Genomic DNA, 25,014 nt, shown 5'->3' with positions numbered 1-25,014 from the left:
CCGAACGGTACGTACGGTGGTGTAAGAGGTCGGGGGCTAGCCGCCCCCTCCTACTTAATTAAAATGCCCAGTTTCCGCCTCGGAAAATAGGTTCGATGCGGCCATCCGCCAGCTCGCCGTCAATGTCCATGTCGGCAGAGCCAATCATAAAGTCAACATGAATCAGACTGTCGTTCAATCCGACTTGTTCCAGCTCCTCTTTGGACATCGAGGTTCCGCCTTGAACACAGGTTGGGAAGGATCTGCCCAAAGCCAGGTGGTTGGAGGCATTCTCGTCGAACAGCGTATTGAAGAAGATCAGGTTGGAATTCGAGATGGGCGAATGATGCGGCACGAGGGCGATTTCTCCTAGGTAATGAGCGCCTTCATCCATTTCAATCATCGCTTGGAGCGATTCAAAACCTTGCTCGGCTTTATAATCAACGACACGTCCGTTTTCAAAGGTTAGCGTGAAATTGTTAATGAGACTGCCGTGGTAGCTTAAAGGCTTCGTGCTTTGAACGGTACCTTGTGTGCCGCTTTTATGAGGGGAGATGAAAACCTCTTCGGTCGGAATATTCGGATTGAAATCGAATCCTCCTGTCCCGTTGGTAGCGGCCCCGCCTCTCCAGACATGATTGTCGGGAAGCTCGACCGTTAGTTCAGTACCGGGTGCCCGATAATGAATTTTGCGGTATTGCTTTTCATTGAGCTGCTCCCGTTTGCTGCGCAGTGTCGCATTATGTGCGATCCATGTTTCAACTGGATTCTCTTGGTCCACCCGCGTCGCTTTGAAGATGGCATCCCACAGAGCGTTAATCGCTTCGCCTTCCTCCAAGTGAGGGAACACCTTCTTTGCCCATGCGGGTGAAGGTGCCGCAATGATCGACCATGTCATCTTGTAGGCCGACATGCTTTCTCTCCACTTCACTAATTTAGGGCCGGCGGCTTTGGAGAAAGCGGAGATGCGTTTGGTATCCACATCTTTCAGCAGCTCGGGATCGGCTGCTTCGATCAATAAATAAGCCCCATTGTTGGCCGCGAGCTCATCCATGGCTTGAGCTCTCCAATTGGGATATTCATGGAACGCTTCCTCGGGAGCATACTTATATTTAATTTGCGTACAAATATCATCCTGCCATTCGATATGTACGTGTTTGGCTCCAACTTCGTAAGCCTTCTTAACTATGAAACGAACAAGCTGCGGGGCGTGCATAGGGGCGTTAATCCAAAGCGTTTGCCCAGGCTGAATGTTTAAACCCACGCGAACGGTAAGTTCAGCATATTTTTCCAGATTGGTTTCAAAAGTCATACATATCCTCCTAATTTTTATTTGGGGTCCTCGCAAAGTACCCGGATTATGCTCCAGAGCTTGGCGTCACTTTGTGGGGCTTAGTTAATTAGACTCGATCCAGCGGCAAATGCGGTCCTGGGGGCAGTTCGACGCGGATTGTATCTCCCGGAAGGACCTGGCCGCTTGCAAGCACAATGCCCATGATACCCGCCTTGCGGATGACATTGCCGTCCGCATCTTCCCCCAAAAGGGCAGACTTGAGCCCTGTCTGGAATCGGTCCAGCTGCGGGCAAGGGTTGCGCAGGCCGGTTACCTCGATGACAGCAGCGGCTCCTACATGCAGCTTGGTTCCCCGCGGCAGATCTAGAAGATCGACGCCATGGGTTGTAATATTCTCGCCCATTTGCCCGTCGAGCACCTCGAAGCCTGCGCCCCGCAATTCCTCATGAAGCTCGGCATGAATGAGGTGTACTTGACGCAAGTTGGGTTGGGTCGGATCTTGAGCTACGCGTGAGCGGTGTTTCACCGTTTCGCCCATATGTGCGTCTCCGAGGACGCCAAGACCGACTACAAGTTCAATGCTAAACTGATTCGGCTTGCTAAACGTGTGTGTCGGACTCAGGCTGACTGCCTTGACAATCCCCAAACGGGGTGAATCAACTCCGTTATCCATACGCGGGCACCGCCTTTTAATGGTATAACTTAAAATTACCCTCAGCTTTTGAGTCTGTCAAATTTTTTTTACCGTTTGTTTCCTCATAAATGTACTTGGATTCATGCCATGCCATTTGCGAAACTGATTGGTGAAATGATTGTAGTTTTGAAAGCCAACATCATAACAAACTTCCGATGCGCTTCGATCGGTATGCTCGAGCAAAAGAACGGCTTGTTGAATCCGCATGCGATTTAGCGTATCCACGATCGAATATCCGGTGCTCGCTTTGAAAAGGTGAGACAGTCTGGAAGGTGAGAGCCCGACCGTTCTGGCGAGATCGTCGATTCGAATCGGCAGTCGCATCTGTACAGAGAGCAAGTGAAGAACTTCTTCGATGCGGGAGTCGACTTTTCTGCTAGTTTTCTGTGCCATAATGAGCAGGATTTCTCGCAAAGAGCTGCAGCATAACTCAAACCAGAAATCCCCCCGTTCTCTAGAGTCTCCAAGTATTCGGGTAAAAGCTTGAAAAATCCGCTCGCGAATCGATTCGCTTTCTATGGAAAGAATGAACAGCTCCTTATCCGGCAGCAAGCTCGTTTCGGTGAGCGATGCAGGAAAATGGGCCCAAACGAACTGCCAGGTTTGGCCTTTTCTCGTGCCATATTGATGCGGCGTACCTGGTCTGAGCAGGGACACATCGCCGGCTTGGCAAATTTGCTCCTGACCAGAGGTCAGATAGTATCCCTCTCCTTCAAGGGTGAACGTGATCAACCAATCGTTTCTTCCTTGCGGCCGTTTGGTTACATAGGTATCCGTCTCTATGAAATGTCCTGCGATGATCGTATGAGCTGAAAATTCCACTCTAATTCCTCCATCATCCATACCCTATTATTTTATTAACATCATATCGGATAACCATCAGCTCTAGCAACAAAATAGCAGGATTGTGTGAGTAATTAGCATCATCGTTACTTCTTTAAGACGGGGAATTTCTTTATGCTTAAGTTACAGGAAACATGATTGTTCATTATGGGAGGAATTCACATGACGCAGCCATTGCGCAGGCTTACCGAAGAACAAAAACATCAGTTTGAAACAGAAGGCTATCTCATCGTCAAAGGCTTGTTTTCCGAACAGAATTTGGCCGAGATTGACGAGACTTTTGAAGTGATCAGCCACCGGACGGTACCTGGTTACTTCGAACCGGACCTGCAAGCAGACACAGTGGTCGATCCGCTCAAACGATATCCGCGCGTGATGCATCCGCACCGTTTTGACGAAACGGCGAAAAAGTATATGCTTCATGCGCCTGTTATGGAAGTGCTAGCAGATTTGTATGATGAAGAAGCGCTTGCCGCGCAAAGTATGTTTTATTACAAACCGCCGGGTTCGCGCGGCCAAGCGTTGCACCAGGATAATTTTTACCTGCAGGTGGAACCGGGCAATTGTATAGCCGCTTGGACCGCTATTGATGCAGCCGATGAAGAAAACGGCGGATTGCTCGTTGTGCCGAAAACGAATCAATTGGACATCTCCTGTCCCGATACGGCAGATTCAAAAGAGTCGTTTACGACGCATTATGTGAAGCCGCCGAAAGATGAAAAAGCCATACCAGCCATCATGGAGCGAGGCGATGTGCTGTTTTTCAACGGGAACCTTATTCACGGGTCGTACCGGAATAAGTCGAAGGACCGATTCCGCCGGGCGTTTATTTGCCATTATGCCAATGCTTCGGCGACTCATATTAGCAACCACTACCGTCCCTTGTATCGACAAGACGGCGTTCCCGTCGACCTGGCAATTAATCCGAATGGAGGTCCATGCGGTGACGAATTCGAAGTGGTCTACCCCCATTAACGCTGTGGAAGCAAAGCTGGACGTCCAGATGTCATGGTGGGCGATGAATGGATTGGGCGAACATGGCCGGGAATGGAGCCTTGAGGAGAAATTCCGTCACATCGCGGAAGCGGGTTTTGACGGAATTAACGGCTTCGTTCCCCCGCCTGAGGAAGCGGCGGCGTGGCGGCGGATGCTGGATCATTACGGCTTGTCGTTTAGTGTGAATGCCTACCCGCGAACCGCGCAAGACCTGCAACAATTTATCGAAAACGTAAAAAATTACGGACCTGTCTCCTTCATTAACGCCCAGGTGTTAACGCCATTTCTGACCGATCAACCGGCGGAAGCGCTGCTTCTTGAGCTGCTCAGCGTATCCCAACATGCAGGAATCCCGGTGTTCATCGAGACACATCGGGGTACGATCACCCAAGATCTGCTGCGAACCGTTCAATATATCAACCGGTTGGACGATCTGCGGCTGACGATTGATTTCTCCCATTATGTCGTCGCTGGCGAGATGCATACCGTTAGACCGGAAGCCGAGAACTTACTGCAAACCCTGCTCACCCGCACGGCCAGTATTCATGCAAGAGTGTCCAATGGCGAGCAAGTTCAGGTGAACGTCGGAGAAAGAGGGGAACATCCGATGATGCCCCACTTTGAACACTGGTGGCAAAGCGGCATGCGTAACTGGCGGAGTGCCGCCAAACCGGGTGACGTGTTCTCTTTTGTATGCGAGTTAGGCCCTGCACCTTATGCGATCACAACGGATGAATATGCGAACCGGCAGCATGAATGCAGCGACCGATGGTCGCAATCGCTGCTTTTCGCAGATCGCGCCCGAGCGTTATGGAGGGAAATCATCATATAGCGCCTACTTAGATCAAGAGCCCTTTCTCATCGTAGAAGGGGCTCTTTGAGTTGTCTTTTTTAGTGGAAATTACAAAGATTGGATATACTACCATTTAGGATTTAGTACAAGCCTGGATAAGAATAGGAGAGATGTGCTTGTTTATGGGTTATGGTTGGATTGCTGGACTATTTTTATTACTTCAGCCGAATCACTTGCAAGATGATCTATGCATCGACCGGAACGGACAATGCATCAAGAATGTGAACCGCACGGATTATTCGCTTCCATTTATCGATGTGCCTCTGGTTGACGAGGAGAAATTAGACGTGCTAGTCAAGGACGTCGAAAAAAAGATATTCCGGGCGCCCGTAAACGCCACCATTAATGAAAGTGGAGCCATCGTGAAGGAAGTTTCAGGTGCAAAACTGAATCGTCAAGCCTTCCGAAAGGAGTTCTACGATACTTTTTATAATCAACAATCCAAGAAAATGACAGCTCCTGTGTCAGCCATCTATCCCAAAGTGGACAGTGAGTTGCTTGCAACAATACGCGTACAGTCGATCGGATATTACGTCACTTACTTTAATTCGAATAACAATAATCGCTATCATAATATGAAGCTGGCTGCGAATGCGATTAACAATGTCGTGATTTATCCCGGGGAAACATTCTCCTTTAATCGTGTGGTAGGCGTTCGAACACCGGCAAAAGGCTATAAACTAGCCAAAGTCATTGTCAGAGGCGAATTTTCCGAAGGCATAGGCGGCGGAATTTGTCAGATTTCGTCGACTCTTTTCAACGCGGTAGACCGTGCCGGTCTGAAAATCGTGGAACGATATTCGCATAGCAGGTCCGTACCGTACGTTCCACCTGGGCGGGATGCTACCGTGAATTGGGGCGGACCGGATTTCAGCTTCACCAACAATTACAATCAACCTATTTTGATTAGGGCTCAAGCCTCACCGGGCAGGGTGTACATTACGATCTCCTCCTCCGATGTCGTAAATTTCAAGCCGCGGCATGTACCCAGCGCCTCTGAAGCGCTGCCTGAGGAGATTCAAGCCGGTACGGACGTGGGAGTTCCGGTTCCTTAACGATCACGCATATAAGGACAAAACCCCTTCTATTATCCATGTGGAAGGGGTTTCATTCGTCTTTTGTTAAAAAAGTCATATCATGACTGCATTAAAACTTAACAAACAATATTGGAAAAATGTGTTGTTTTATTCATACGACTGTACTATACTCTATTCTTGTGTATGAAATTGTAAAGTTTTGTATGTCGATTACTGTCGTTGAAAAATATTCACTGACAAGTTAATAATGGCAAACCTATTGAAAAATGGGGACGCAAAGCTAGAGGGACTACATCCTACAAGGATATGTCAGCCAGTTGCACTTCAGCAATTGGCGAAATATGGGCTAACATCCATGTTCGCCTTTTTGTGATGTTTACATACGACGAACTCAATCGATAGGAGAGAAAAATATGAGAGAGAAGAGACTGACGAATGTACAGCAATTGTTTCCCAGTGAGGATGGAAATCAACAAACGCGTCAAATGTTTTTACAGCTCATTGAACAAATCGTTAGGGGCGTAGATGAGCTCAAAAACCCGGATGGCGTGAATCTCAAGGGTCATAAAAATCGAAGTGGAAATTTTTACAATGACCTCATTCGAAATAGTGCGATTCCAAACGGCAGCGTTCCATTAGAGGATGTCAATTCCGAGTTATTGAAATTGCTGCATGATCATCCTTATCATTCTAAATATTTTCTAACGAATATTTTGCCGATGGCAAGCATCCCTGGGATTATGGGCATGATTGCAGCTTTTATGGTGAATGGCAATAATTTATGGGATGTGTATGGCCCCGCTGGAGCCGAAGCGGAAGTAAGGGTTATCAGCATGATGTCCAAATTAATCGGGTACGATTCGCTGAAAAGCGGCGGTTATACGACTTGGGGCGGACAAGGAGCCGTATTCTCCGGTCTGCGGATTGCGATTGCCAAATTTGTTCCGGACGCGTTGCAAAAAGGCGTTCCCAACAATTTGTACGCTTTTTGTTCCGATGCCGCGCATTATAGTTTATATAAATCTATGGAAGCTTCAGGCATAGGCAGTGATAGATTGATAAGGGTCCGTACGCATGCAGACAGTTCCATGGATGTGGACGATCTGCGCAACAAAATGAAAGAAGTTATTGCAAACGGCGGAATTCCGATTTATATCGTTGCTACTACCGGAACGACAGACGCAATGGGTATTGACGATGTAGGGCAAATTTACGCTATGGCCGAGCAGGTAGCCGCTCATCATGGCTTATCCAGACCTCATATTCATGCAGATTCTGCTTTAGGCGGTTTTTTCGCTTTCTTTAACGACTATGACTTCACTGCAAATCCACTTGAGTTTAAGTCGGATGTTGTTCAAGCGCTAAAGTCCATCCAACGCAAGATGATACATTTGAAACTGGCCGATTCCCTTTGCTTCGATTTCCAAAAGTTAGGTCAAACTCCTTATGTGACAAGCTTATTTCTGCTTAAGGATGCCGCCGATTTAACGCTCGTCGATTTGCATCCGGATGAAACGCCTTATGTCGGACACCGCGGATATGGGCAATACCATACCGGATATACGTTGGAGTGTTCGCGCATGGCGAGTTCTATTAGTATTTATGGTGCTTTGCTTGCCTTCGGCATTCAAGGGTATCAGCGATTGCTGGCGCAATTCGTTGAGGTTAATCTCGCTTTCAGGGAAGCGTTGAAATGGGAAATCCCACAAGCCGAAATCGTCAATGGTGACAACCCTGGCATCATCACTTTATTTCGTATATATCCGGAGGGCAGTCCTGGCTTCCAGGCGGAAATGAAGGGCATGTGTACCCGTCTGGAAATCGAACGGAGCAACAAATTTAACGAACGACTGTTTGAAATGCTTGGGGATCATCGCGATCGTATCTTCTTCGGCGACACCAAGAAGCATCTCATGGTTCAGACGAAAGACGGCGGCTTGGTTCCTTTATACGCGTCTAAGATTTTTATTATTTCTCCTTATACAGAGACCAAGCACGTGCCTGAAATTGTTCAATATTTGAAAGAAACCGTAGCGCAAGTCTACGAAAAGCATTATGAATCAACGATTTTGAGCGGGAGGTAAATGAAAGTGGCAAAGCAGGCTCCAATGAAAATGATCAACTGGTTCCGGGAACGTATCGCGGTTAAAATGACGGGCAGTATTTTACTCCTGCTCTTGTTTATTTGCGCGGCATTTTCCTTGTCCGGATACATGGTTAGCCAAAAACTAACAACCAAGCTTGAGGATCAGTTCGTCCTCAGATTAACGTCCAATATTCAAAACGTTTCGAAATACATGGCTTCCATACCTGACCGGGCTGATGGAATTACCGGAAAAGATAATCCGGCCTATACGAAAATCAAACAACAATTCGAGCAGTTTAAAAAAGAAGATTCACTCGAGAACGTGTATGTGTTGAAAAAAGCTCAAAACAAAGAGCAAATTGTCATATTAACCGGAGTTGATGACGATTTCGGTACCGATTATCCTTTTACGCCTGAGATGAACGCAACGATTAAGGATAATAAACCTACGATCAGCAGCATCTATAAGGATGAATACGGCGTACATAAATCCATCTTTGTTCCGTTGAAAAACAGTAAAAATGAAAATATCGGAATTATCGGCATCGATTTGGATGCCTCGGTCGTTCCCAAAACAAAGCAAGATCTGTTGTGGACGACTTTTATGATCACCTTCATTGTTCTGGTCATCGGTTCTCTAATCGCATACTTGATTAGCCGCAGCGTGACGAAACCGGTCGTCCAACTGATGCGTGTGACCGAAAAGGTTGCTGCCGGAGATTTGTCTGCACAAGTTTCTATTCAGCGTGTCGACGAGATCGGTAAATTGGCGAATGCATTTAGCGAGATGAGGCACAGCTTGGAGTCCCTTATCCGTCAAATATTTTCTTCATCCAATCTGATCACCAATACCAGCGTGCAATTGTACCAGTCCGCGGATGAGTCGAGCTCCAGCGCAGGGCAAGTGGCCGTATCCATGAACAGCATGAACGAAGGCGTCGCTGAGGTCGTTTCTTCGATTTCAGATAGCACGGCTTCGATCATCGATATTAATAACGAATTGGTAGAGGTAACCACCGAAGTCAAAGAGATGCAGACTATGGCTCATCAAGTCGGCGCGCAATCTGTAGAGGGCCAACAGCTCGTTGAAAAAACGTTGCATCAAATGAACGTGATTCAAAAAGAAATGAAAAATTCGCAAGAAGCCGCCGGGCAGCTTGGGAACCGCTCGAAAGAAATCGGTGAAATTATTCATATCATTACCGAGATTGCCCAGCAAACGAACTTGCTTGCCCTTAACGCTTCTATTGAAGCGGCACGCGTGGGTGAACAAGGCAAAGGTTTTGCCGTTGTTGCCGGCGAAGTGAAGAAGCTGGCGGAACAATCGACGAATGCCGCAAGCTCGATCACCGAGCTCGTTTCCAGTACGCAAAATGACAGTCAGCTAGTTATGGAAAGTGTTCTTCAGGGAAATCGGGCGGTAGAGCAGGGGCAAACCTGGATCAATGAAACCTATGAGAATTTTAAAGTTATATTTAATGGTATTTCCGTATTTTCCAGTCGGACGGATCACCTGCTGAATTCGTTAGAAAAAGCGGAAAGATCCTTTGTGACCATCTCCAACGCGATGCAAAAAATATCCGGAATCACGGAGGAACAATCCGCAGGTTATGAGGAAGTAGCTGCCGCAGCGCAAGAGCAAAGTGCTTCCATTCAGGAGATTACTGCAGCTATACGCCAATTATCCGATATGGCTGTGAACTTGCAAACTTCCGTGCAAAACTTTAAAATTTCAGAATAAACTTCGTTCAATTGAGACGGCCAGCCTAGTGCTGGCTTTTTTGTTTTTCTCCGAAACTTCATAATCTGTCTCCTTTCATATACAATATGACTATGAATTTCGCTATTGATAAATGGCTGTTAGGAGATGCAAGTATGTACTCATATACCGATCAAGAATATGTAGAACAGGATTTTAGTCATGCCGATCAAAGGGACGGCGAATTGCGTAATTGTACGTTTACGCGATGCCGGTTCCGGGGCACTCATTTGGAAGAAATCTATACAATGGGTTCGCATTTTATCGATTGTGATTTTACCGGCGCGCAGCTGAACGGATCTGTGCATACCGGCTCGGCTTTTACGAACTGCCGGTTTCAAGGCGCCAATCTTTTCGTTGCCAAATTTGTAGATTGTAAAATGGTCGGCTCCGATTTCGCTGAGGCATTGCTCGATGGCATAACGCTTCAAGGCGGTGACTGGTCCTATACGAATCTGCGGAACGCGAATTTGATGAAGCAGGTTTTGTCAGGCATTCGTTTGCGGGAAGCGGATTTAAACGGTTGCAACTTGGAGAAGGCCGATCTCAGGCAAGCTGATTTGACACGTGCGCAAATGGGGAAAGTGAAGCTGGCTGGAGCGGATTTACGAGGCGCTATTCTGGACGGGATCGATTTCAAGTCTTTGGATATCAAAGGTGCGCGAATGGATATGACGCAAGCGGTCGCATTTGCCCGCGCTTATGGAGCGAAGATCGACTAAGTCAATATCTGCATATTTTACAAAAGGAAAGCAAAAAATCACAAGATTTTTGGGCAGGACTCGTCTAGAATAGACAGCAGATCATTCAGCTCATGAAAGGTGGAATCTTGCTATATGAAAACGTTTCTAGACGAGAATTTTTTGCTTACGAATGAGACGGCTGTTCATTTGTTTCACAACGTCGCCAAAAATCTACCGATTATCGACTACCATTGTCATTTAAGCCCGCAGGAAATCTATGAAAATAAACAGTTCAATACGATCACCGAGGCTTGGCTGTATGGCGATCATTACAAATGGAGAATGATGCGCGCGAATGGGGCGGAAGAGGCGTATGTTACCGGCAACGCAAGCGATTACGATCGCTTCGCGGCGTGGGCGGCGACACTTCCCATGGCGATCGGCAACCCGCTTTACCACTGGTCTCATATGGAGCTCAGGCGTTTTTTTGATGTACATGAAATCATTAATGCCAATAATGCTCCCGTCATCTGGGAGAAAGTTAACGCGAAGCTGGCGCAAGGCCATTTGCGGGCCAGAGATTTGATCACCATGTCAAAAGTTACGGTCATCTGCACAACCGATGATCCAGTTGATTCGCTGGAATTTCATATCAAAATCAAAGAAATCAAAGATTTCCATACGCAAGTGCTGCCATCCTTTCGCCCGGACAAAGCGCTTGAAATCAATCGGGCAACCTTCCTTCCTTGGATCGGAAAGCTGGAAGAGGCAGCTGGCGTTTCGATTCGCAATTATGATGATTTGCTGGCTGCTCTGGAGCATCGAGCTAACTTTTTTGCTTCTGTAGGGTGCAAAGTATCTGATCATGCCTTGGATTATGTGCCTTATGCCGCTGCATCCAAAGAAGAAGTGGAGCAGATTTTCCAAAGCGCCCTTCAAGGTCATTCTGTAAGTTTAGAGGACGAGAAAAAATACAAGACATGTACGCTCTTATTTTTGGGCGGCATCTACAAGAAACTCGACTGGGCCATGCAGTATCACATAAACGCGTCCAGAAATAATAATGGAAAAATGTTCCAAGTTTTGGGGCCCGATACCGGTTATGATTCGATCAATGACAGCCCTGTGGCTGGTGCATTGACAGGTTTGCTATCAGCACTGGCTCTCGACGACGCGCTTCCGAGAACGATTCTTTACTCGCTGAACCCTCGCGATCAGGATATTCTCGGATCGCTCATGGGCAGCTTCCAAGGCGACGGCATACCAGGTAAAATCCAGCTCGGTTCGGCCTGGTGGTTTAACGATACGAGAGACGGCATGCTGCAGCAATTGAAGACACTCGCCAATATGGGCTTGCTGGGCCGATTTGTTGGCATGCTGACCGATTCGAGAAGCTTCCTATCGTATACGCGGCACGAGTATTTCCGTAGACTTCTATGCAACCTCTTCGGTGAATGGGTGGAGGCGGGCGAGTTCCCGAACGACGAGGAGCTGTTGAAACAACTGGTTGAGGGCATATCTTATAACAACGCCAAACAATATTTCGGTTTTTAATTTTTGCGGCTGCTCAAGAGGTTATATGAACCTTTGGGGCAGTCTTTTTCTCATTCACTGACCCGACCGGGGAGTCTCATTTCAACAAGTTGCCCATACCTTCTAATAAGAGCTTAAACAATTCTTCTTATGAAAGGATGAATGACTTGTTGTATTCGGCTTACTTGATTACTCGAAAAATGATGCCGGAGAATCAGGAATTCCCCATGCTTTCGCTCTCCAGTCGAATCACTCCGGAACATCTGTTTTATATCCGCAATCATTTTCCTTATCCGTATGTGGATATTCTCAGGTGGGAATTGAGTATCCATGGACTTGTAAATCAGCCAATGTGTTTACGATATCACGATCTTTTAAAGTTGCCGATGGTTACGCGGCCTGTCACGCTCGAATGTGCAGGAGACAAAAGAGCTCTCTTTCATCCTAAAGCCCGCGGAGAGCAGTGGGGACTAGGTGCTATAAGTCATGCGATATGGACTGGGGTTCGTCTTGCGGATTTGCTGCATGTAACCGGGATTCAAACGAATGCGCGTGAAGTCATATTCGAGGGCATGGATAAAGGGGAGAGAACGGATAGGCCTGGCGTGGTTTCCTATATGAGAAGTCTTCCTCTTGACCAGGCTCTGAATCCTGATACGCTTATAGCGCTTTACATGAACGGAAAGCCGCTGCCCTTTCGCCACGGGTATCCGGCCAGACTCCTTGTTCCAGGATGGTACGGCATGGCTTCAGTTAAATGGCTGCACCGGATTACAGTCACGGAGGAGCCGTTTCAGGGCCCTTTCCAAGTCATAGACTATGTATACGATCGCACTCCTTTAGTGCCCTCCCCTCTAGAACCGGTGACTACGATTCGTCTTCATTCAACCATTGCCCGACCCACAGATGGGGAAGTATTGGCCAAAGGAGAGCATTGGATCGTAGGTACGGCAATATCGGGTAAATCACCAGTCGTATTGGTTGAGATAAGTACAGACGATGGATCAACGTGGAAGTCTGCATCATGGATGGATCCGCACGAAACCTATTCTTGGAGGCGTTGGATTTGGAAATGGACAGTAACCGTCTCCGGAGCCTACGACATTAAAGTCAGAGCGACGGATGCTGCCGGCAACGTTCAAAGTGAGAAGGCAGATTGGAATGTAAAAGGTTTTGGCTATAGCGCAATCCAGCATATACGCGTGTATGTGGACTGATTTAAAGTCCATTTGTTCATTTAACGCCCCGCGTGAGCTTACGGCATTCAAGCGGGGTCTGCTGTGTGACTTGCTTAAACACACGGCCGAAGTGAGCGACACTATCGAAACCGGACTGATCGGCAATATCGATTACTTTGAGCTTCGTTTCCCTAAGCAGCCGCTGCGCCTCGCGAATTCGTACGTTATTCAGGTATTCGATGAAAGAAAAGCCGGTCGTTTCCTTGAAAGAGCGGCAAAAATAACTCGGACTAATAAAGAACGTTTCAGAAATGGAAGCCAGCGTCAGCCGGGTCTTATAATGCGTGTTAATAAATCCGACAATTTCAAAGATTTTGGGGTTCATCGCATGTGGATGCTCGGGAGCTGCATTCGTTTTATCAATGAATCGGGAGCAAAAGATGAGCAATTGAGTCAACAGTGCTTTGCTGCTCAGTTCCCAGCCGCTTAACGTCTGCTGTTGTTCGCGCAGCATGCTGAACAGGAGGTTCTCCATGAAGGTGCGATTCTGCCCTTTCATGGTTATAATGTGCTGCTTTTGAGCAAAAGGAACTAAGAGGTGTTCAGCGGCATTCTCCCCAATGGAATCAATCCACGAATCGTCAAAACTAATCAGAATACGTTCATGAGGTTGAGCATCCGCATGATGTGTCTTATGCAGCTCATTGCGGTCTATAAATACGAGGTCGCCTTCTTGAATCAAGTAAGAACGATCTTGGATGAAGTAGTATCTTTGGCCCGTGAGCAAGTAGTAGATTTCATAATGGTCGTGAAAATGATTGACAGGCATGGAGAATGGTCCTTCCCTGCGAAGCCGTTCGATTTCGTAATTTTTCATGTGTTGTCACCTCTTTGGTTCATGATGCTGGTTTCTTAATAATAGCAAAATATGCAAGGAATATTAACCGAAAGATAATATTCGATTAGAAACCAAGCAAATATTGTATTACGCTTATGTTATCAGTTCATCTGAATCGAGAGGGGTACTACCTGAATGAAAAAACGTTATGTGCTAGTTGGTACCGGAGGAAGGGCGGAATTTTTCTACGGAGCCATCGTTAAGGATTTTCGAGAAACTTCAGAGTTGGCAGCGATTTGCGATATCAATCAGACCAGAATGGATTTCACCAATCGATTGCTGGTCGACCAATATGGTTATCACGCGGTTCCAACTTATAAGTCGGATGCATTTGAAGAGATGATTCGCAAAGAGAGACCGGATTATGTGATCGTTACCTCTGTTGACCGGACACATCACACTTATATTATCAAGGCGATGGAGCTGGGTTGTGACGTTATTTCCGAGAAGCCCATGACAGTCGATGAAGAGAAGTGCCAGGAGATATTGGATACAATCAAACGGACTGGCCGTCAGCTGCGCGTGACATTTAACTACCGCTATGCCCCACATAATACGAAAATCCGCGAATTAATTATGGAAGGCGTAATTGGCGATGTGCATTCGGTGCATTTCGAATGGCTGCTGAACACGCAGCATGGGGCGGATTATTTCCGCAGATGGCATCGGGATAAGCGCAATAGCGGGGGGCTGCTGGTGCATAAATCGACGCACCATTTTGATCTCGTTAATTTCTGGCTGGATACGCAGCCGCAGACCGTTTATGCGATGGGCGACCTGATGTTTTATGGCCGGGAAAATGCAGAAAAACGCGGCGTCACTGAATTCTACCAGCGTGCGACAGGCAATTCTATTGCAGAAAACGATCCGTTCGCGCTTCATCTGGATAAAAACGAACATCTCAAAGGTCTGTATCTGGATGCGGAGCATGAAGACGGCTATCAACGGGATCAAAGCGTGTTCGGCGACGGCATCAATATCGAAGATACGATGGGCGTTATGGTGCGTTACCGGAACAAGGCGATTCTAACCTACTCACTGAATGCCTATATGCCTTGGGAAGGATTCAATGTTAACATTAACGGCAGTAAAGGAAGAATTGAAATGAAGGTCGTGGAACAATCGTATGTCAATTCTGGCGGTCGTAAAGAGGATGAAGGCGCTTTGAAGGATAAAACGATTCAAGTATTCCCGATGTTCGCTGCGCCTTATCAGGTCCAAATCGAAGAAGGTACTGGCGGCCATGGCGGCGGTGATCCGATTTTGCTGCGCGATATTTTCGACAAACCGTCCGACGACCGTTTCCGTCGTGCGGCTTCCCATGTAGATGGCGCCATGTCGATTTTGACAGGCATTGCAGGCAACATTTCACTGCGGACAGGCCAGCCAGTTGCTGTTGATCGTCTGGTGAAATTTTAACAGGGTAGTCGCGAGGCAAATACAAGGAGATCTAGAAGATTTAAGAACAAAGGAATCAATTTCGTAATTTATTAGCCCTTGCCAGATAGGGCTTTTCCGTTATTGGAAAATGACTTACCTCCCCGATAGAGGTGCGTTTTATAATTCGATAGGAAACATAGGTAAATGTGCATGATGCCGATTTATGGATAAATATTATCAATCTATTTGTCCGGAATGACCGTAAAAGCTCTATTAGAGAAGAATGAAGTGCCTAAACAGTCGGTAATGCCCTCTATGTCTACAGTTCCCCCTTACCCGCCGTGGAAAGAACAAAGGTCGCTAATAGAGAACAATTTGACGCATTTGGTGGGTAAATGACCACCAATCAGGCCTCGAAAGAATAAAATTCCATAATTAGCGAAGATCGTTCGTTGTTTATGGACTTTTGTTCTTTCGAGCCCCGAAATGACTATTTCTCCGAAATTTAGCGTCAAACTTGTTCGCTAATAACGATCTTAGTTCTTTGTCAAGCGGGTGACCCGAAGGTTACCCCCTTATTTCTTTGAAAATGGCCGATGGTTGCATGATGTGCATTCGAATCTGTGGAAGAGCGAGCCAAAAGGAGTATATTTTATTGTGACTTTCTCACCGCATGTTACCAATTTTTTTCGCTTGGAGGTCATTCGTTTTCGATTGCGCGCTTTCGAGACAGTTCCTATACCTATTTTCTAGACTAAATATCGAAATAGCATCTCTTTCCATTCTTCAACGATTCGGTTGAAATTTTCTTTCGTTCCATCACTCAGATAGTGAAGGGCAATGCCGTCTCGTGCGGCCCAGAACAGACTGGTTGCCTTCTTCTCATCGATTTCTTTTCTAAATTCGCCGTTGTTTTTACCTTCTTCAATGATTTCTACGATCATTTGAAAGGCTTTATTGTAATTATGCTCCAGACGATTCTGCATATCTTCTTTGCGCGAGGAATGGATCGTAAATTCCAAATGAAAGGTAAGCAACCGACGCAGGTCATCTAAGGGTTGATCGATAAATTTTTGAAACATATAATGAAGCTTTGCTGTCGCGCTATCTTGTTGTTGCAGAAATTTGGACTTTAGGCCATCGACCATCGCATTCATCCGTTTTTCCATAAGACGAATATAGATGTCCTCTTTGCTTGGAAAATAGGTATAGATCGCCCCTTTGCTGATGCCAAGACGGATGGCGATATCATCAATAGTTGTTCCGCCATAGCCTTTTTCTGCAAAACAGTTCAATGCGCCTTCCAAAATGATATCGCGACGCTGCTCCTTATAGGCTTCTGACACTTTTGGCAAACCGATCTACTCCTTTAAGATGCGATGCCAACGTATGTTCGAAATTGTGACTAGACATCATGGCATTATGACTTTGAATATACCGTGTGGCAAATCCAATTGCAAGGGAAGGACATCCGACCCCGTGTATCTCGGGCTCATAAAGCCAAGGTTACGGCAACCATTCCGTCTTCCTCCTTAACGAAGTGCTGCTTCTCACCATGCCTATATAGAGTACAAGCACGATGACTGCCGATGTGATAACAATCCCATGTAAGCTCCAGACCATGCGACTTAGTGAAATCTGTTTTAAGAGCAGCGAGGCGACTAGAAATCCTCCGCCAAATCCAATAGAGTTCAATAGATTGGAGATCCCAGCCATCCTTCCGCGAATATGGTTATCACATTGCTGAACGATTGTCGATTGAATCGTTACGGAACAGGCGTCGGCAATGCCCGTTATAAATGCGCATAGCAGTACGATCGGCATTGAATCCGATATAAAAATGCTCATAAATCCAAGCGACATGAACACAGTGGAAATCAAATAAGCGCGATGAAGGTCGGCTTGAATGGCTTTCACCGAAGGCAAGCAATAGGTCATGAGCACATTCCCGAGCCCCCAGACAGACCAGATCATACCGTATATGAACGTTTGGCGTTCCGGTCTTAAAGCTTCTGCAAGCAGAGGAAAGCCCAGGTTATGAGAAGCGGAGCCGAAAGTATCTACGAAGTAAACGATAAACACCAGCATTAAATAAGGCTGAAGGCGTAGATACTTGACCGTTTCCTTCAGATCGTGAAGCAGACTTTGCCATATGCCCCCGGGCACGGTACTCTGAGCAGAAAGTCCGCTATCCCATTGCAGTTTAAACAGGATGACTGCGGATAGAAGAAATGAGAGGGCATCGATGAACAGCACGGTTGCATAACCGAATGCTTCGTAACAAAATCCGCCGATCAAAAATCCAAGAACCATGCTAATGGACCCAAGTCTGGAAATGATAGCATTGGTTTTTAAAATGTTGCCGCTTCCATAAATTTGGGGGATCTCTGCCGTATAGCTGACTTGAAAGAAACTGGCAATAAAACCGGATGCAAACCGAACGATTAGAATGAATACAGGATTCGGGTAAAAGATCAAGAGCAATATGGCGACGCCACGCAGCACATCGCTAACGATCATGATCGTTTTTCGATTCCATTTGTCGGCAGCAAGTCCTGATGCGAAGCTGGCCGCGATTCCGCCAATCATGGAAGCGATCATTGCAGCAGATAACCAAGCCACACTGCCGGTTTTCATATAAATCATGGCATTTAAAGCAATCATATCCATCCTGGAGCCGAAGTCGGAAAACGCTTTGACATAGAGATAAATGAGTGTTTTCAATAGGCATCTCCTAACTTATTAAACTACGGTTAATAAAATAAAAAAAACGACCAGTCAGTTTTTATTTTATTATTGCACATGCCCCTTATATCTTCAAGCTATTTATTAACTGAACCATCTGTGCTAACCTGTAACGAAGAGGATCGGAGATTGGACAGGGTGGTGTACCATCATTGAAGCGGGTTTTAATTACGGGATATAAGGCGTCGGAATTAGGCATCTTTTCTTTAAAGCATCCGGGCATTTCGATTATTAAAAAAGCAATTCAAAAGAAGTTGCATGCGCTGCTTGACGATGGATTGGAGTGGGTCATTGTGAGCGGGCAATGGGGTGTGGAGCTGTGGGCGGCTGAAGCGGCTCTGGAGCTTAGGCAAACCTACAAGGAGCTCAAGGTAGCCGTGATTACACCATTTTTGAATCAGGAAGAAAACTGGAGCGAAGAGAAGAAGAATCTTTACAGCAGCGTGATTACTCGGGCGAATTATGTTAACAGCGTTACGAAAACGAAGTACGAAGGGCCGTGGCAGTTTAAGGAGCGGGACAAGTTCCTGCTGCGTAACTCCGATGGGATCCTCCTTGTATACGATGAGGAAACCGAGGGTTCTCCGAAATTTATGAAACAACAGGCGATGCAGTTCGCAAATACGCAGTCATATCCAATCATCACCATCAATGCCTTCGATCTGCAGAATACGGCGGATGACGAGCAAGAGGACGGGCGGGTGGAGTATGAGACTGTGGATACGGATGCGCATGATACTCGCTGGCATATAGACGATTAATCGATTACCGCAGTCCAATGAATTTTGGGCTGCGGTTTTTTTGCATCATTTATGCAGGAGCAGCTAGTTATTCAAATTTGCATCAAATTATTTTTACCCGTGCCAGTGAAGTAAAGGGAAGGCGTTCATTCTACCTTGGCATAGGAATTGCTACTCTAATAAGATGTAACTCAATCTATGGGCTCGTGCAAAGCGTACATTAAAGGAAGCATAACCTATGGTGAGGCAGGCAGCCTCACGTATTGCAGGGCAGGTTGAACGCATCGTTCACCTGTCCTTTCTGTTTTCCACGTCAGCATCTTTTGATTGGCACAATTCTTGCTTGCTGAATATAAGGTTTTGTTGTCAGCCTCTTGGGACAGCATGCGAATCAAGTTAAACTCGGTCTCTTCATTACTGTCGCGCATAGAATTCACTAAGAATAGAGTTAAGTGTCATCATGGGGGGGTCAAGTATGAAAACGGGTATGAATCAATCACAAGAACTGAACCAGAAACTTATGATAACACCTGAACTTCAGCAGTCCATTCATATATTGCAGCTTTCAAGTTATGAGTTATCGCAGTACCTTCAAGAGCAAGCTATGGAAAATCCCGTACTAGAAATGGAGTCATTTACGGGTTCTTCCCTGAGATCCAGAAAGTCCTCACGCTCCGGGAATGTCATAGATCCTCTAGGGAAGGTAATGGCAGGCGAAGAAACGCTCGAACAGTGGCTGTGCAGCCAACTGCGCATAGCTAAGGTTTCTAAGCCCATCTATACAATCGCCGCTTTTTTGGCCGGCAATTTGGACGAGAGCGGCTACTTGCCTCTTGCGATTACGGAGGTAAGCATGCTTTTGAACTGCCCCAAAGCGACAGTCGAAGAAGCGCTCGCTTGTCTTCAATCGCTTGATCCGGCAGGGATTGGAGCGAGAAACTTGCAGGAATGTTTACTCTTGCAGATTGGTAAAGACCCGTCTGCCAAACCCGGCGCCTACCAGGTCGTCGACCAATATTTGCAGCTGCTTGCCCAAATGAAGCTGGATAAGATCGCGCAGCATCTCGGCATCCCGTTAATGGAATTGAAGGAAATCGTAACCTATATCCGCAGTTTGAACCCTAGGCCTGGACTCGCCTATAGCAAAAGCAATGAGCCGTATATGACACCGGATGCAGTTATTTATAAAGAACAAGGAGATATCGTTATCGAAATGAATCCTGAAGCTGTCCCAAAGCTTACCATTAACCATGATTATGTGGATAAACTTCAGTATGCAGGTAGCGATGAGGTCGATTCTTTTCTAAAAGAAAAATGGAAATCAGCAGGTTGGATCGTTCGCAGCCTAGAGCAGCGAATGTTGACGATGTATCGCGTGATTAGGGCTATTTTTGAAGAGCAGACGGCTTTTTTGGAGATCGGTGTCCGCGGCATTAAACCGTTAAAATTGAAAATGGTAGCTGAAAAGCTTGGGCTCCATGAATCTACAATAAGCAGAACGGTGCAGAACAAATTTATCCGCACCCCCAGCGGCGTTTTTGAGCTCAAATATTTCTTTTCCTCGGGATTGCAAACGGGGGAAGGTGATGCCACATCGATAAAAACGATTAAAATCAAAATCAAAGAGCTGATTTCGCAAGAAAATAAAAGGTGGCCTTATTCCGATCAAAAAATCGTAGAGGTCTTAGCCCAAGAAGGCATTACTATATCGCGCAGAACCGTGACGAAGTATCGCGAAGAGCTACACATTTTGTCTTCCGTACTTCGCAAAAATATATGGTGATCCATCAAGCCGCCCCGGGTTTTCGCCAAGTCAGGTCTAAAATAGTCCTTCATACGCTATGTTTCCTATGCAGGTGCGAACGGGCGGTATGATTTTGATTTGGTGTACACGATACACTTTATTGGCAACCATTCCAGCCTTAGGGAGAGCTATCTGCCAAAAAGAAAAAGTTGTATACTCGTTTAAAAGAGGAGTAAGCTTGGTAGATGGAGGGGAACTTCGTGTCAGAAATGTCATCATCTTGCGGCTGCTCGGTAAGTAGGGGCGCGCAGACGGAAGATCAGCAAGAAAATGAGGCAAGGATTTCCGGGAGTGCCAAGTCCAAAGAAGGGATGATTCTGCTGTCTGGCGGCGAATTTTGGATGGGAGATGACAGTGGCGAGGGATTTCCTCAGGATGGCGAGGGGCCTGTCCGGGCTTTTACGCTCGATCCGTTCTATATCGATCCTTATGCCGTGACGAATGAGCAGTTTCAGCGGTTCGCCACCGCTACGGGCTATGTGACCGAGGCCGAGAAGTTCGGCTGGTCATATGTTTTCCACCTGTTCGTCCCTGACGAACTGAGGGAAAGCGTTGACGGCGTCGTAAATAACGCGCCGTGGTGGTGGAAGGTTGACGGCGCCAATTGGCGGCAACCGGAGGGGCCAGGCTCCGCTATCCGGAGCCGGATGGATCATCCCGTCGTGCACGTCTCGTGGCACGACGCGCAGGCCTACTGCCGCTGGGCCGGCAAGCGGCTTCCGACGGAAGCCGAGTGGGAGTATGCGGCAAGGGGCGGCCTTGAGCGGAAGCGCTACCCTTGGGGCGATACGCTGCTTGTGGAGGGCCGGCACCGGTGCAACATTTGGCAGGGGCTGTTCCCGAAAGTAAACCACGCATCCGACGGCTATGCGGGGACTGCGCCTGTAAATGCGTACGAGCCCAATGGTTATGGGCTGTACAATGTTTCGGGCAACGTTTGGGAGTGGTGCGAGGACTGGTTCAGTGCGGATCATCACCGATCCGCCGCCTCGCACAATCCCAAAGGCCCGGGCAAAGGCGCCGCCAAGACGGTAAAAGGCGGCTCGTACTTGTGCCACAAATCCTACTGCAACCGCTACCGGGTTGCAGCCCGAACTTCCAATACGCCCGACAGCTCGACCGGGCATATGGGTTTCCGCTGTGCGGCGGATGCCTAGTCATTACAAGTTGGCTGAATGTTGGCGATAGCTTTGCGGGTTCGTATCGTACACTTTTCGGAACATTTTCGTGAAATGGGAAAAATTGTGGTAGCCTAACGACTTGGCGATGTCCGAAACCGTCATGGACGAGTGCTCCAGCAGCGCTTTCGCACGCTTCATCCGCTCGAGCAAAATATAATCGGAGATCGATTCGCCGGTCTCCTTTTTAAATAACCGCGATAAATATGCGGGATTCAGGAACACCAGATTCACCAAGTCTTCGCGTGTGATCGGCTCGTCCAGATGGTCTGCAATGTAACGCTTCAGCCGGTCGATGACGTTATCAGTGTCGTTGTGAACGATCTTGTCCATAACGATGCTTGCAAGGTTAAGCGCCCAAGCCTGCATTTGAACGATGGACTGCACCCGGAAGCTGATCTTGCCATAATCATCGCCTCTAAATAGGCCATATGCGGAGATGCCTTGTTTATGAAGAAAATAGTGGATCATCTGTAAGTAGCCATGGAAAAAGGCTTGAAGTATAGGAGAAACAGGAGCCTTTTCTTGGCTTAAAGCATGAAAGTAGTCGGTCAATTGCTTCTCCAATTCCGGTTTCTTGCCCTCTTCGAGCAGAATGGCCCAAATCGAAAAGGAAGGAAGCTTAAGTTCAGCCGGATGGCTTCCCGCCTTTTCCAGCGTATAAACCGTCGTCGCTTTATGGAGATTGCTGAATTCCATTTCCAGCAAATCCTTGAACGTTTGATGAGCAGTAGGAATATCCGTATGATCGCTTAGGTAACAGGATACTTTGCACCCAAAATATGATCCGCACGCTTCGATCAGGCGGTTGCACCGCTCCAAAAGCGGCTCTTTTTCCCATTGCTGCTCCGGCCAATCGTACAATATCACGACATTCTCGCCATTATGGGTTTGGATGACTTCCCCGGGTCCATGGCCAAGAACGACTTCAGCAGCCGCATTACGCAGCGCGTATTCCATCAGTTCCTCATCGCGGGCGCTCCATTCTCTTCCCCAATCTTCGATACTGATGAGCACGATCCGAATCGGGCATTCGGCCTCAATTCGTAGATCATACTCGTCAAGAAGCCTGTGGACGTTTTCTTTGTAGCATGCGATGCGCAGGCTGAACAAATCCTGCCAGAACCGTTCGTTGATGACGGTTCTTTTTCTTTTCCACATCTCATTAAACTTCTCGTTCAACAGCTTGATCTCACGATCTTGCTTGATATTCTCCAGCACTTGGGCAACAGTCGCATGCAGCACTTGAAAATCGACCGGTTTTAGCAAATAGTCGAAGCTTTCAAGCTGAATGGCCCTTTTGGCAAAGGAAAAGTCGGCATGACAGGTTAAAAAGATGACTTCCGTGTCGCGGGAATGCCGCTTGACCCATTCGACCAGATCGAAGCCCGAGCCTTTCGGCATCTCAATATCGCAGATCAGGAGATCGATGGACCGGGTTTCAAAGATTTGGATAGCATCGCGCATATTGAATGATTCGTAGAGCTCCGTAACGTGCAGGGATGCCCAATCGATTCCATTGCGTACGCCTTGCACAGCGTACATCTCGTCGTCAACAATCATCGCACTAAACAAAAGTTTATCCCCCCAAGCCTTCATGATTCGCAAGCGGAATATGCAGTTCTACCATTGCCCCGCCGCCTTGTTTATTGTCAAACCACATGATTGACTGACCGTAGAGCAATCTCAAGCGATGGTAGACGTTCCATATCCCGAGATGTTCGTCGCCTTCATTATCAAAATATTTCCCCGAGCGCAAATCAGCCAAGCTCTCCGCTGAAAAGCCGCATCCGTTATCGGAGATCGCGATGATCGCCAGCTTGCCCGCCTCATCCGGAGAAACCGCAATCTCAATATGAAATGGCTTATCCATAAAATCAAAGCCGTGCTTCATACAATTTTCCACGAACGGTTGGATAATTAACGGCGGAATCAGGAGTTTCTCGAGCCCTTCGGAAATATGAAAATGGTACGTGACCCGCTCGGGAAACCGAAGCTGGTGTATGTTCAAATAATGCAGAATATGCTGCATTTCGTCGGAGATCATGACGAGCGAGACATGGGTTCGGGTGAGGAAGCGAAAGTAGCTGACCAGATGCACGGCCATCCGCTGAATTAATTCATATTTCTTCATTTCAACCAAATTATAGATGATGTTCACACTGTTCATCAGAAAATGAGGGTTGATCTGTACCTGCAGATGCTTGACTTCCGCTTTATGAACTTTGATCTGCTCTTCATAAATATCAATTTTGAGCTGGCGAATTTGCGTCACCATGTGATTAAATGTTTCTTTAATCAGATTAAACTCCTTGGACGATTGATGATCGAGGCGCACATCGAGATTGCCGTGCTCGATTTTACGCATCCCTTTTAAGAGTAAATTCATAGGTTTCAAAATGATGCGGTTTAAAAACACCAAGTAGAAAAGCAAAGTGATCAGAGCGGCGACAGGAATGAGCAAAATGATCTTTTGAAAAGACGGCAGACTTTGCAGCAGCTTTTTCTCAGGTATAATGACGGCCAGTTTCAAAGCGCTCTGCGTAAGCTCGGAGCTGACGACCATGAACCGCTGCTTGCCGTCATCGACAAGCTGATACGGTTTTCCGGGATCGAACGTTAATCCGGTGAATTGATCTCCGCGCAGCTCGAAATTGGGCGACTCTGACAGAAGTTGATGCTCTTCCGATACAAAAGTAACCGTTCCCAACTGGTAGAGCGCAGCCAGATCTTTCGGAGACATCAGCCGGTCCAGACTGATCCAGGCTCCGACATAGGAGCCGTATCCGGTATCTAGCAAACGGACCAAGGCTGATTTGTTGTTGTAGGTAAACAGTTTCCATCCGAGAAAATATGGACTGTCCGTCGGTATATCCTGCAGCAAGGTAGGCAGTGTGTTCTGTATGGCCATTTCGTCTTCAAAGCCGTTATTGGCCGTTTGTGTCATGAATAAATCGTGTTTGCTCGGAACATAGGCGAAGAACATATCGACACCAAGCTCGTAGTTATGATAGGCAATCAGATTGTTCAGAATTCTCACTTTGGTCAAAAAGTACTCGTCATCGCTTAAGGAAGGGGAAGCCAGCGAGTTGAAATTCGGATCCTGAGCGGCGATGTTATACATAAAGTTTTTTTCTTTATTCAAAATAGCATCAATCTGTTTGGAGTAAACAAACAATAACGTTTTGTTCGATTCCGCTACCTGTGTTCTTACGACACTTACAGCATAGAAATTGATGTAGATCAGAAACAGAACGAGCGGAACGGCGATGGAAACGAAGCCGATGATCAATTTAAAACGAAGCGAACGATTGATATTCATAATTCTAGACCG

At 46.9% G+C, this 25,014-nt stretch carries 20 protein-coding genes and 1 riboswitch; of the genes, 12 read left to right on the top strand and 8 right to left on the bottom strand.

What is annotated here, in order from left to right:
- Positions 1–58 precede the first annotated feature (58 nt).
- The 3 genes from ACFQZT_RS32145 to ACFQZT_RS32135 form a co-directional block, all read right to left on the bottom strand.
- Positions 59–1,291 carry an aminopeptidase gene (locus tag ACFQZT_RS32145; RefSeq protein ID WP_379307019.1) on the bottom strand — a complete coding sequence of 411 codons (1,233 nt, stop codon included), beginning with the start codon at positions 1,289–1,291 and terminating at the stop codon, positions 59–61.
- An 88-nt stretch (positions 1,292–1,379) separates the two neighbouring features.
- A complete protein-coding gene (locus ACFQZT_RS32140; RefSeq protein ID WP_379307017.1) occupies positions 1,380–1,946 on the bottom strand; it encodes an MOSC domain-containing protein in 567 nt (188 codons plus the stop codon).
- A gap of 57 nt (positions 1,947–2,003) precedes the next feature.
- Positions 2,004–2,789: a helix-turn-helix domain-containing protein gene (locus tag ACFQZT_RS32135; protein ID WP_379307015.1), complete on the bottom strand. Its 786-nt coding sequence runs from the start codon at positions 2,787–2,789 to the stop codon at positions 2,004–2,006.
- Between the two features lie 183 nt (positions 2,790–2,972).
- Between ACFQZT_RS32135 and ACFQZT_RS32130 the strand changes: the two genes are divergently transcribed.
- The 8 genes from ACFQZT_RS32130 to ACFQZT_RS32095 all read left to right on the top strand — a co-directional run bounded on the left by ACFQZT_RS32130 (position 2,973) and on the right by ACFQZT_RS32095 (position 12,974).
- Positions 2,973–3,785, top strand: coding sequence for a phytanoyl-CoA dioxygenase family protein (locus ACFQZT_RS32130; RefSeq protein WP_379307013.1), 813 nt, complete (start codon positions 2,973–2,975; stop codon positions 3,783–3,785).
- Positions 3,754–4,638 carry a sugar phosphate isomerase/epimerase family protein gene (locus ACFQZT_RS32125; RefSeq protein WP_379307011.1) on the top strand — a complete coding sequence of 295 codons (885 nt, stop codon included), beginning with the start codon at positions 3,754–3,756 and terminating at the stop codon, positions 4,636–4,638. The genes ACFQZT_RS32130 and ACFQZT_RS32125 overlap by 32 nt, the downstream gene beginning before the upstream one ends.
- A 143-nt stretch (positions 4,639–4,781) precedes the next feature.
- On the top strand, positions 4,782–5,714 hold the full coding sequence (locus ACFQZT_RS32120; RefSeq protein ID WP_379307035.1) for a VanW family protein: 933 nt from the start codon (positions 4,782–4,784) through the stop codon (positions 5,712–5,714).
- A gap of 221 nt (positions 5,715–5,935) precedes the next feature.
- Positions 5,936–6,021: riboswitch (cyclic di-GMP riboswitch) on the top strand.
- A gap of 88 nt (positions 6,022–6,109) precedes the next feature.
- Positions 6,110–7,780: a pyridoxal phosphate-dependent decarboxylase family protein gene (locus ACFQZT_RS32115; protein WP_379307009.1), complete on the top strand. Its 1,671-nt coding sequence runs from the start codon at positions 6,110–6,112 to the stop codon at positions 7,778–7,780.
- A 6-nt stretch (positions 7,781–7,786) separates the two neighbouring features.
- Positions 7,787–9,523, top strand: a complete 1,737-nt coding sequence (locus ACFQZT_RS32110; RefSeq protein WP_379307008.1) for a methyl-accepting chemotaxis protein — start codon at positions 7,787–7,789, stop codon at positions 9,521–9,523.
- 134 nt (positions 9,524–9,657) lie between these two features.
- Entirely contained in the window at positions 9,658–10,263 is a 606-nt protein-coding gene (locus ACFQZT_RS32105) for a pentapeptide repeat-containing protein (protein ID WP_379307006.1), read from the top strand.
- A 114-nt stretch (positions 10,264–10,377) separates the two neighbouring features.
- Positions 10,378–11,778, top strand: coding sequence for a glucuronate isomerase (uxaC, locus tag ACFQZT_RS32100; protein WP_379307004.1), 1,401 nt, complete (start codon positions 10,378–10,380; stop codon positions 11,776–11,778).
- A 146-nt stretch (positions 11,779–11,924) separates the two neighbouring features.
- A complete protein-coding gene (locus ACFQZT_RS32095) occupies positions 11,925–12,974 on the top strand; it encodes a sulfite oxidase (protein ID WP_379307002.1) in 1,050 nt (349 codons plus the stop codon).
- Positions 12,975–12,990: 16 nt separating this feature from the next.
- Here ACFQZT_RS32095 and ACFQZT_RS32090 read toward each other — a convergent pair whose 3' ends face one another.
- Entirely contained in the window at positions 12,991–13,812 is an 822-nt protein-coding gene (locus ACFQZT_RS32090) for a helix-turn-helix transcriptional regulator (RefSeq protein ID WP_379307000.1), read from the bottom strand.
- Positions 13,813–13,968: 156 nt separating this feature from the next.
- On the opposite strand from ACFQZT_RS32090, the gene ACFQZT_RS32085 reads away from it, so the two are divergent.
- A complete protein-coding gene (locus tag ACFQZT_RS32085) occupies positions 13,969–15,252 on the top strand; it encodes a Gfo/Idh/MocA family protein (protein WP_379306998.1) in 1,284 nt (427 codons plus the stop codon).
- A 710-nt stretch (positions 15,253–15,962) separates the two neighbouring features.
- Here ACFQZT_RS32085 and ACFQZT_RS32080 read toward each other — a convergent pair.
- Together ACFQZT_RS32080 and ACFQZT_RS32075 are read right to left on the bottom strand one after the other, a co-directional pair.
- Complete coding sequence (locus ACFQZT_RS32080; RefSeq protein ID WP_379307033.1) at positions 15,963–16,559, bottom strand: TetR/AcrR family transcriptional regulator; 597 nt, start codon at positions 16,557–16,559, stop codon at positions 15,963–15,965.
- Between the two features lie 160 nt (positions 16,560–16,719).
- Positions 16,720–17,937, bottom strand: a complete 1,218-nt coding sequence (locus tag ACFQZT_RS32075) for an MFS transporter (protein ID WP_379306996.1) — start codon at positions 17,935–17,937, stop codon at positions 16,720–16,722.
- Between the two features lie 173 nt (positions 17,938–18,110).
- Here ACFQZT_RS32075 and ACFQZT_RS32070 point away from each other — a divergent pair, with 173 nt between their 5' ends.
- The 3 genes from ACFQZT_RS32070 (at position 18,111) to ACFQZT_RS32060 (ending at position 21,659) form a co-directional block, all read left to right on the top strand.
- The gene (locus tag ACFQZT_RS32070; protein ID WP_379306994.1) at positions 18,111–18,719 is read left to right on the top strand and encodes an SLOG family protein; all 609 of its coding nucleotides are present in this window, start codon (positions 18,111–18,113) and stop codon (positions 18,717–18,719) included.
- A 454-nt stretch (positions 18,720–19,173) separates the two neighbouring features.
- Positions 19,174–20,481: an RNA polymerase factor sigma-54 gene (gene rpoN, locus ACFQZT_RS32065; RefSeq protein ID WP_379306992.1), complete on the top strand. Its 1,308-nt coding sequence runs from the start codon at positions 19,174–19,176 to the stop codon at positions 20,479–20,481.
- 230 nt (positions 20,482–20,711) lie between these two features.
- Positions 20,712–21,659, top strand: a complete 948-nt coding sequence (locus ACFQZT_RS32060; protein ID WP_379307031.1) for a formylglycine-generating enzyme family protein — start codon at positions 20,712–20,714, stop codon at positions 21,657–21,659.
- A 3-nt stretch (positions 21,660–21,662) separates the two neighbouring features.
- On the opposite strand, the gene ACFQZT_RS32055 is transcribed toward ACFQZT_RS32060, so the two are convergent.
- Entirely contained in the window at positions 21,663–23,255 is a 1,593-nt protein-coding gene (locus ACFQZT_RS32055; protein ID WP_379306990.1) for a response regulator, read from the bottom strand.
- 4 nt (positions 23,256–23,259) lie between these two features.
- Positions 23,260–25,002: a sensor histidine kinase gene (locus ACFQZT_RS32050; RefSeq protein ID WP_379306988.1), complete on the bottom strand. Its 1,743-nt coding sequence runs from the start codon at positions 25,000–25,002 to the stop codon at positions 23,260–23,262.
- Positions 25,003–25,014 lie beyond the last annotated feature (12 nt).

It is taken from the genome of Paenibacillus sp. GCM10027628, assembly GCF_042676385.1.
Classification (GTDB): Bacteria; Bacillota; Bacilli; order Paenibacillales; family NBRC-103111; genus Paenibacillus_E.
The sequence above is the reverse complement of the archived record's forward strand: the minus strand, read 5'-3'. Positions and strand labels throughout refer to the sequence as shown.

Excerpts from the sequence above, each read along its gene's own strand:
- ACFQZT_RS32130 (WP_379307013.1), top strand. The coding sequence starts at position 2,973 with ATGACGCAGCCATTGCGCAGGCTTACCGAAGAACAAAAACATCAGTTT.
- ACFQZT_RS32115 (WP_379307009.1), top strand. The coding sequence starts at position 6,110 with ATGAGAGAGAAGAGACTGACGAATGTACAGCAATTGTTTCCCAGTGAG.
- ACFQZT_RS32105 (WP_379307006.1), top strand. The coding sequence starts at position 9,658 with ATGTACTCATATACCGATCAAGAATATGTAGAACAGGATTTTAGTCAT.
- rpoN (WP_379306992.1), top strand. The coding sequence starts at position 19,174 with ATGAAAACGGGTATGAATCAATCACAAGAACTGAACCAGAAACTTATG.
- ACFQZT_RS32085 (WP_379306998.1), top strand. The coding sequence starts at position 13,969 with ATGAAAAAACGTTATGTGCTAGTTGGTACCGGAGGAAGGGCGGAATTT.
- ACFQZT_RS32140 (WP_379307017.1), bottom strand. The coding sequence starts at position 1,946 with ATGGATAACGGAGTTGATTCACCCCGTTTGGGGATTGTCAAGGCAGTC.
- ACFQZT_RS32090 (WP_379307000.1), bottom strand. The coding sequence starts at position 13,812 with ATGAAAAATTACGAAATCGAACGGCTTCGCAGGGAAGGACCATTCTCC.
- ACFQZT_RS32050 (WP_379306988.1), bottom strand. The coding sequence starts at position 25,002 with ATGAATATCAATCGTTCGCTTCGTTTTAAATTGATCATCGGCTTCGTT.
- ACFQZT_RS32145 (WP_379307019.1), bottom strand. The coding sequence starts at position 1,291 with ATGACTTTTGAAACCAATCTGGAAAAATATGCTGAACTTACCGTTCGC.
- ACFQZT_RS32120 (WP_379307035.1), top strand. The coding sequence starts at position 4,782 with ATGGGTTATGGTTGGATTGCTGGACTATTTTTATTACTTCAGCCGAAT.
- uxaC (WP_379307004.1), top strand. The coding sequence starts at position 10,378 with ATGAAAACGTTTCTAGACGAGAATTTTTTGCTTACGAATGAGACGGCT.
- ACFQZT_RS32060 (WP_379307031.1), top strand. The coding sequence starts at position 20,712 with ATGTCATCATCTTGCGGCTGCTCGGTAAGTAGGGGCGCGCAGACGGAA.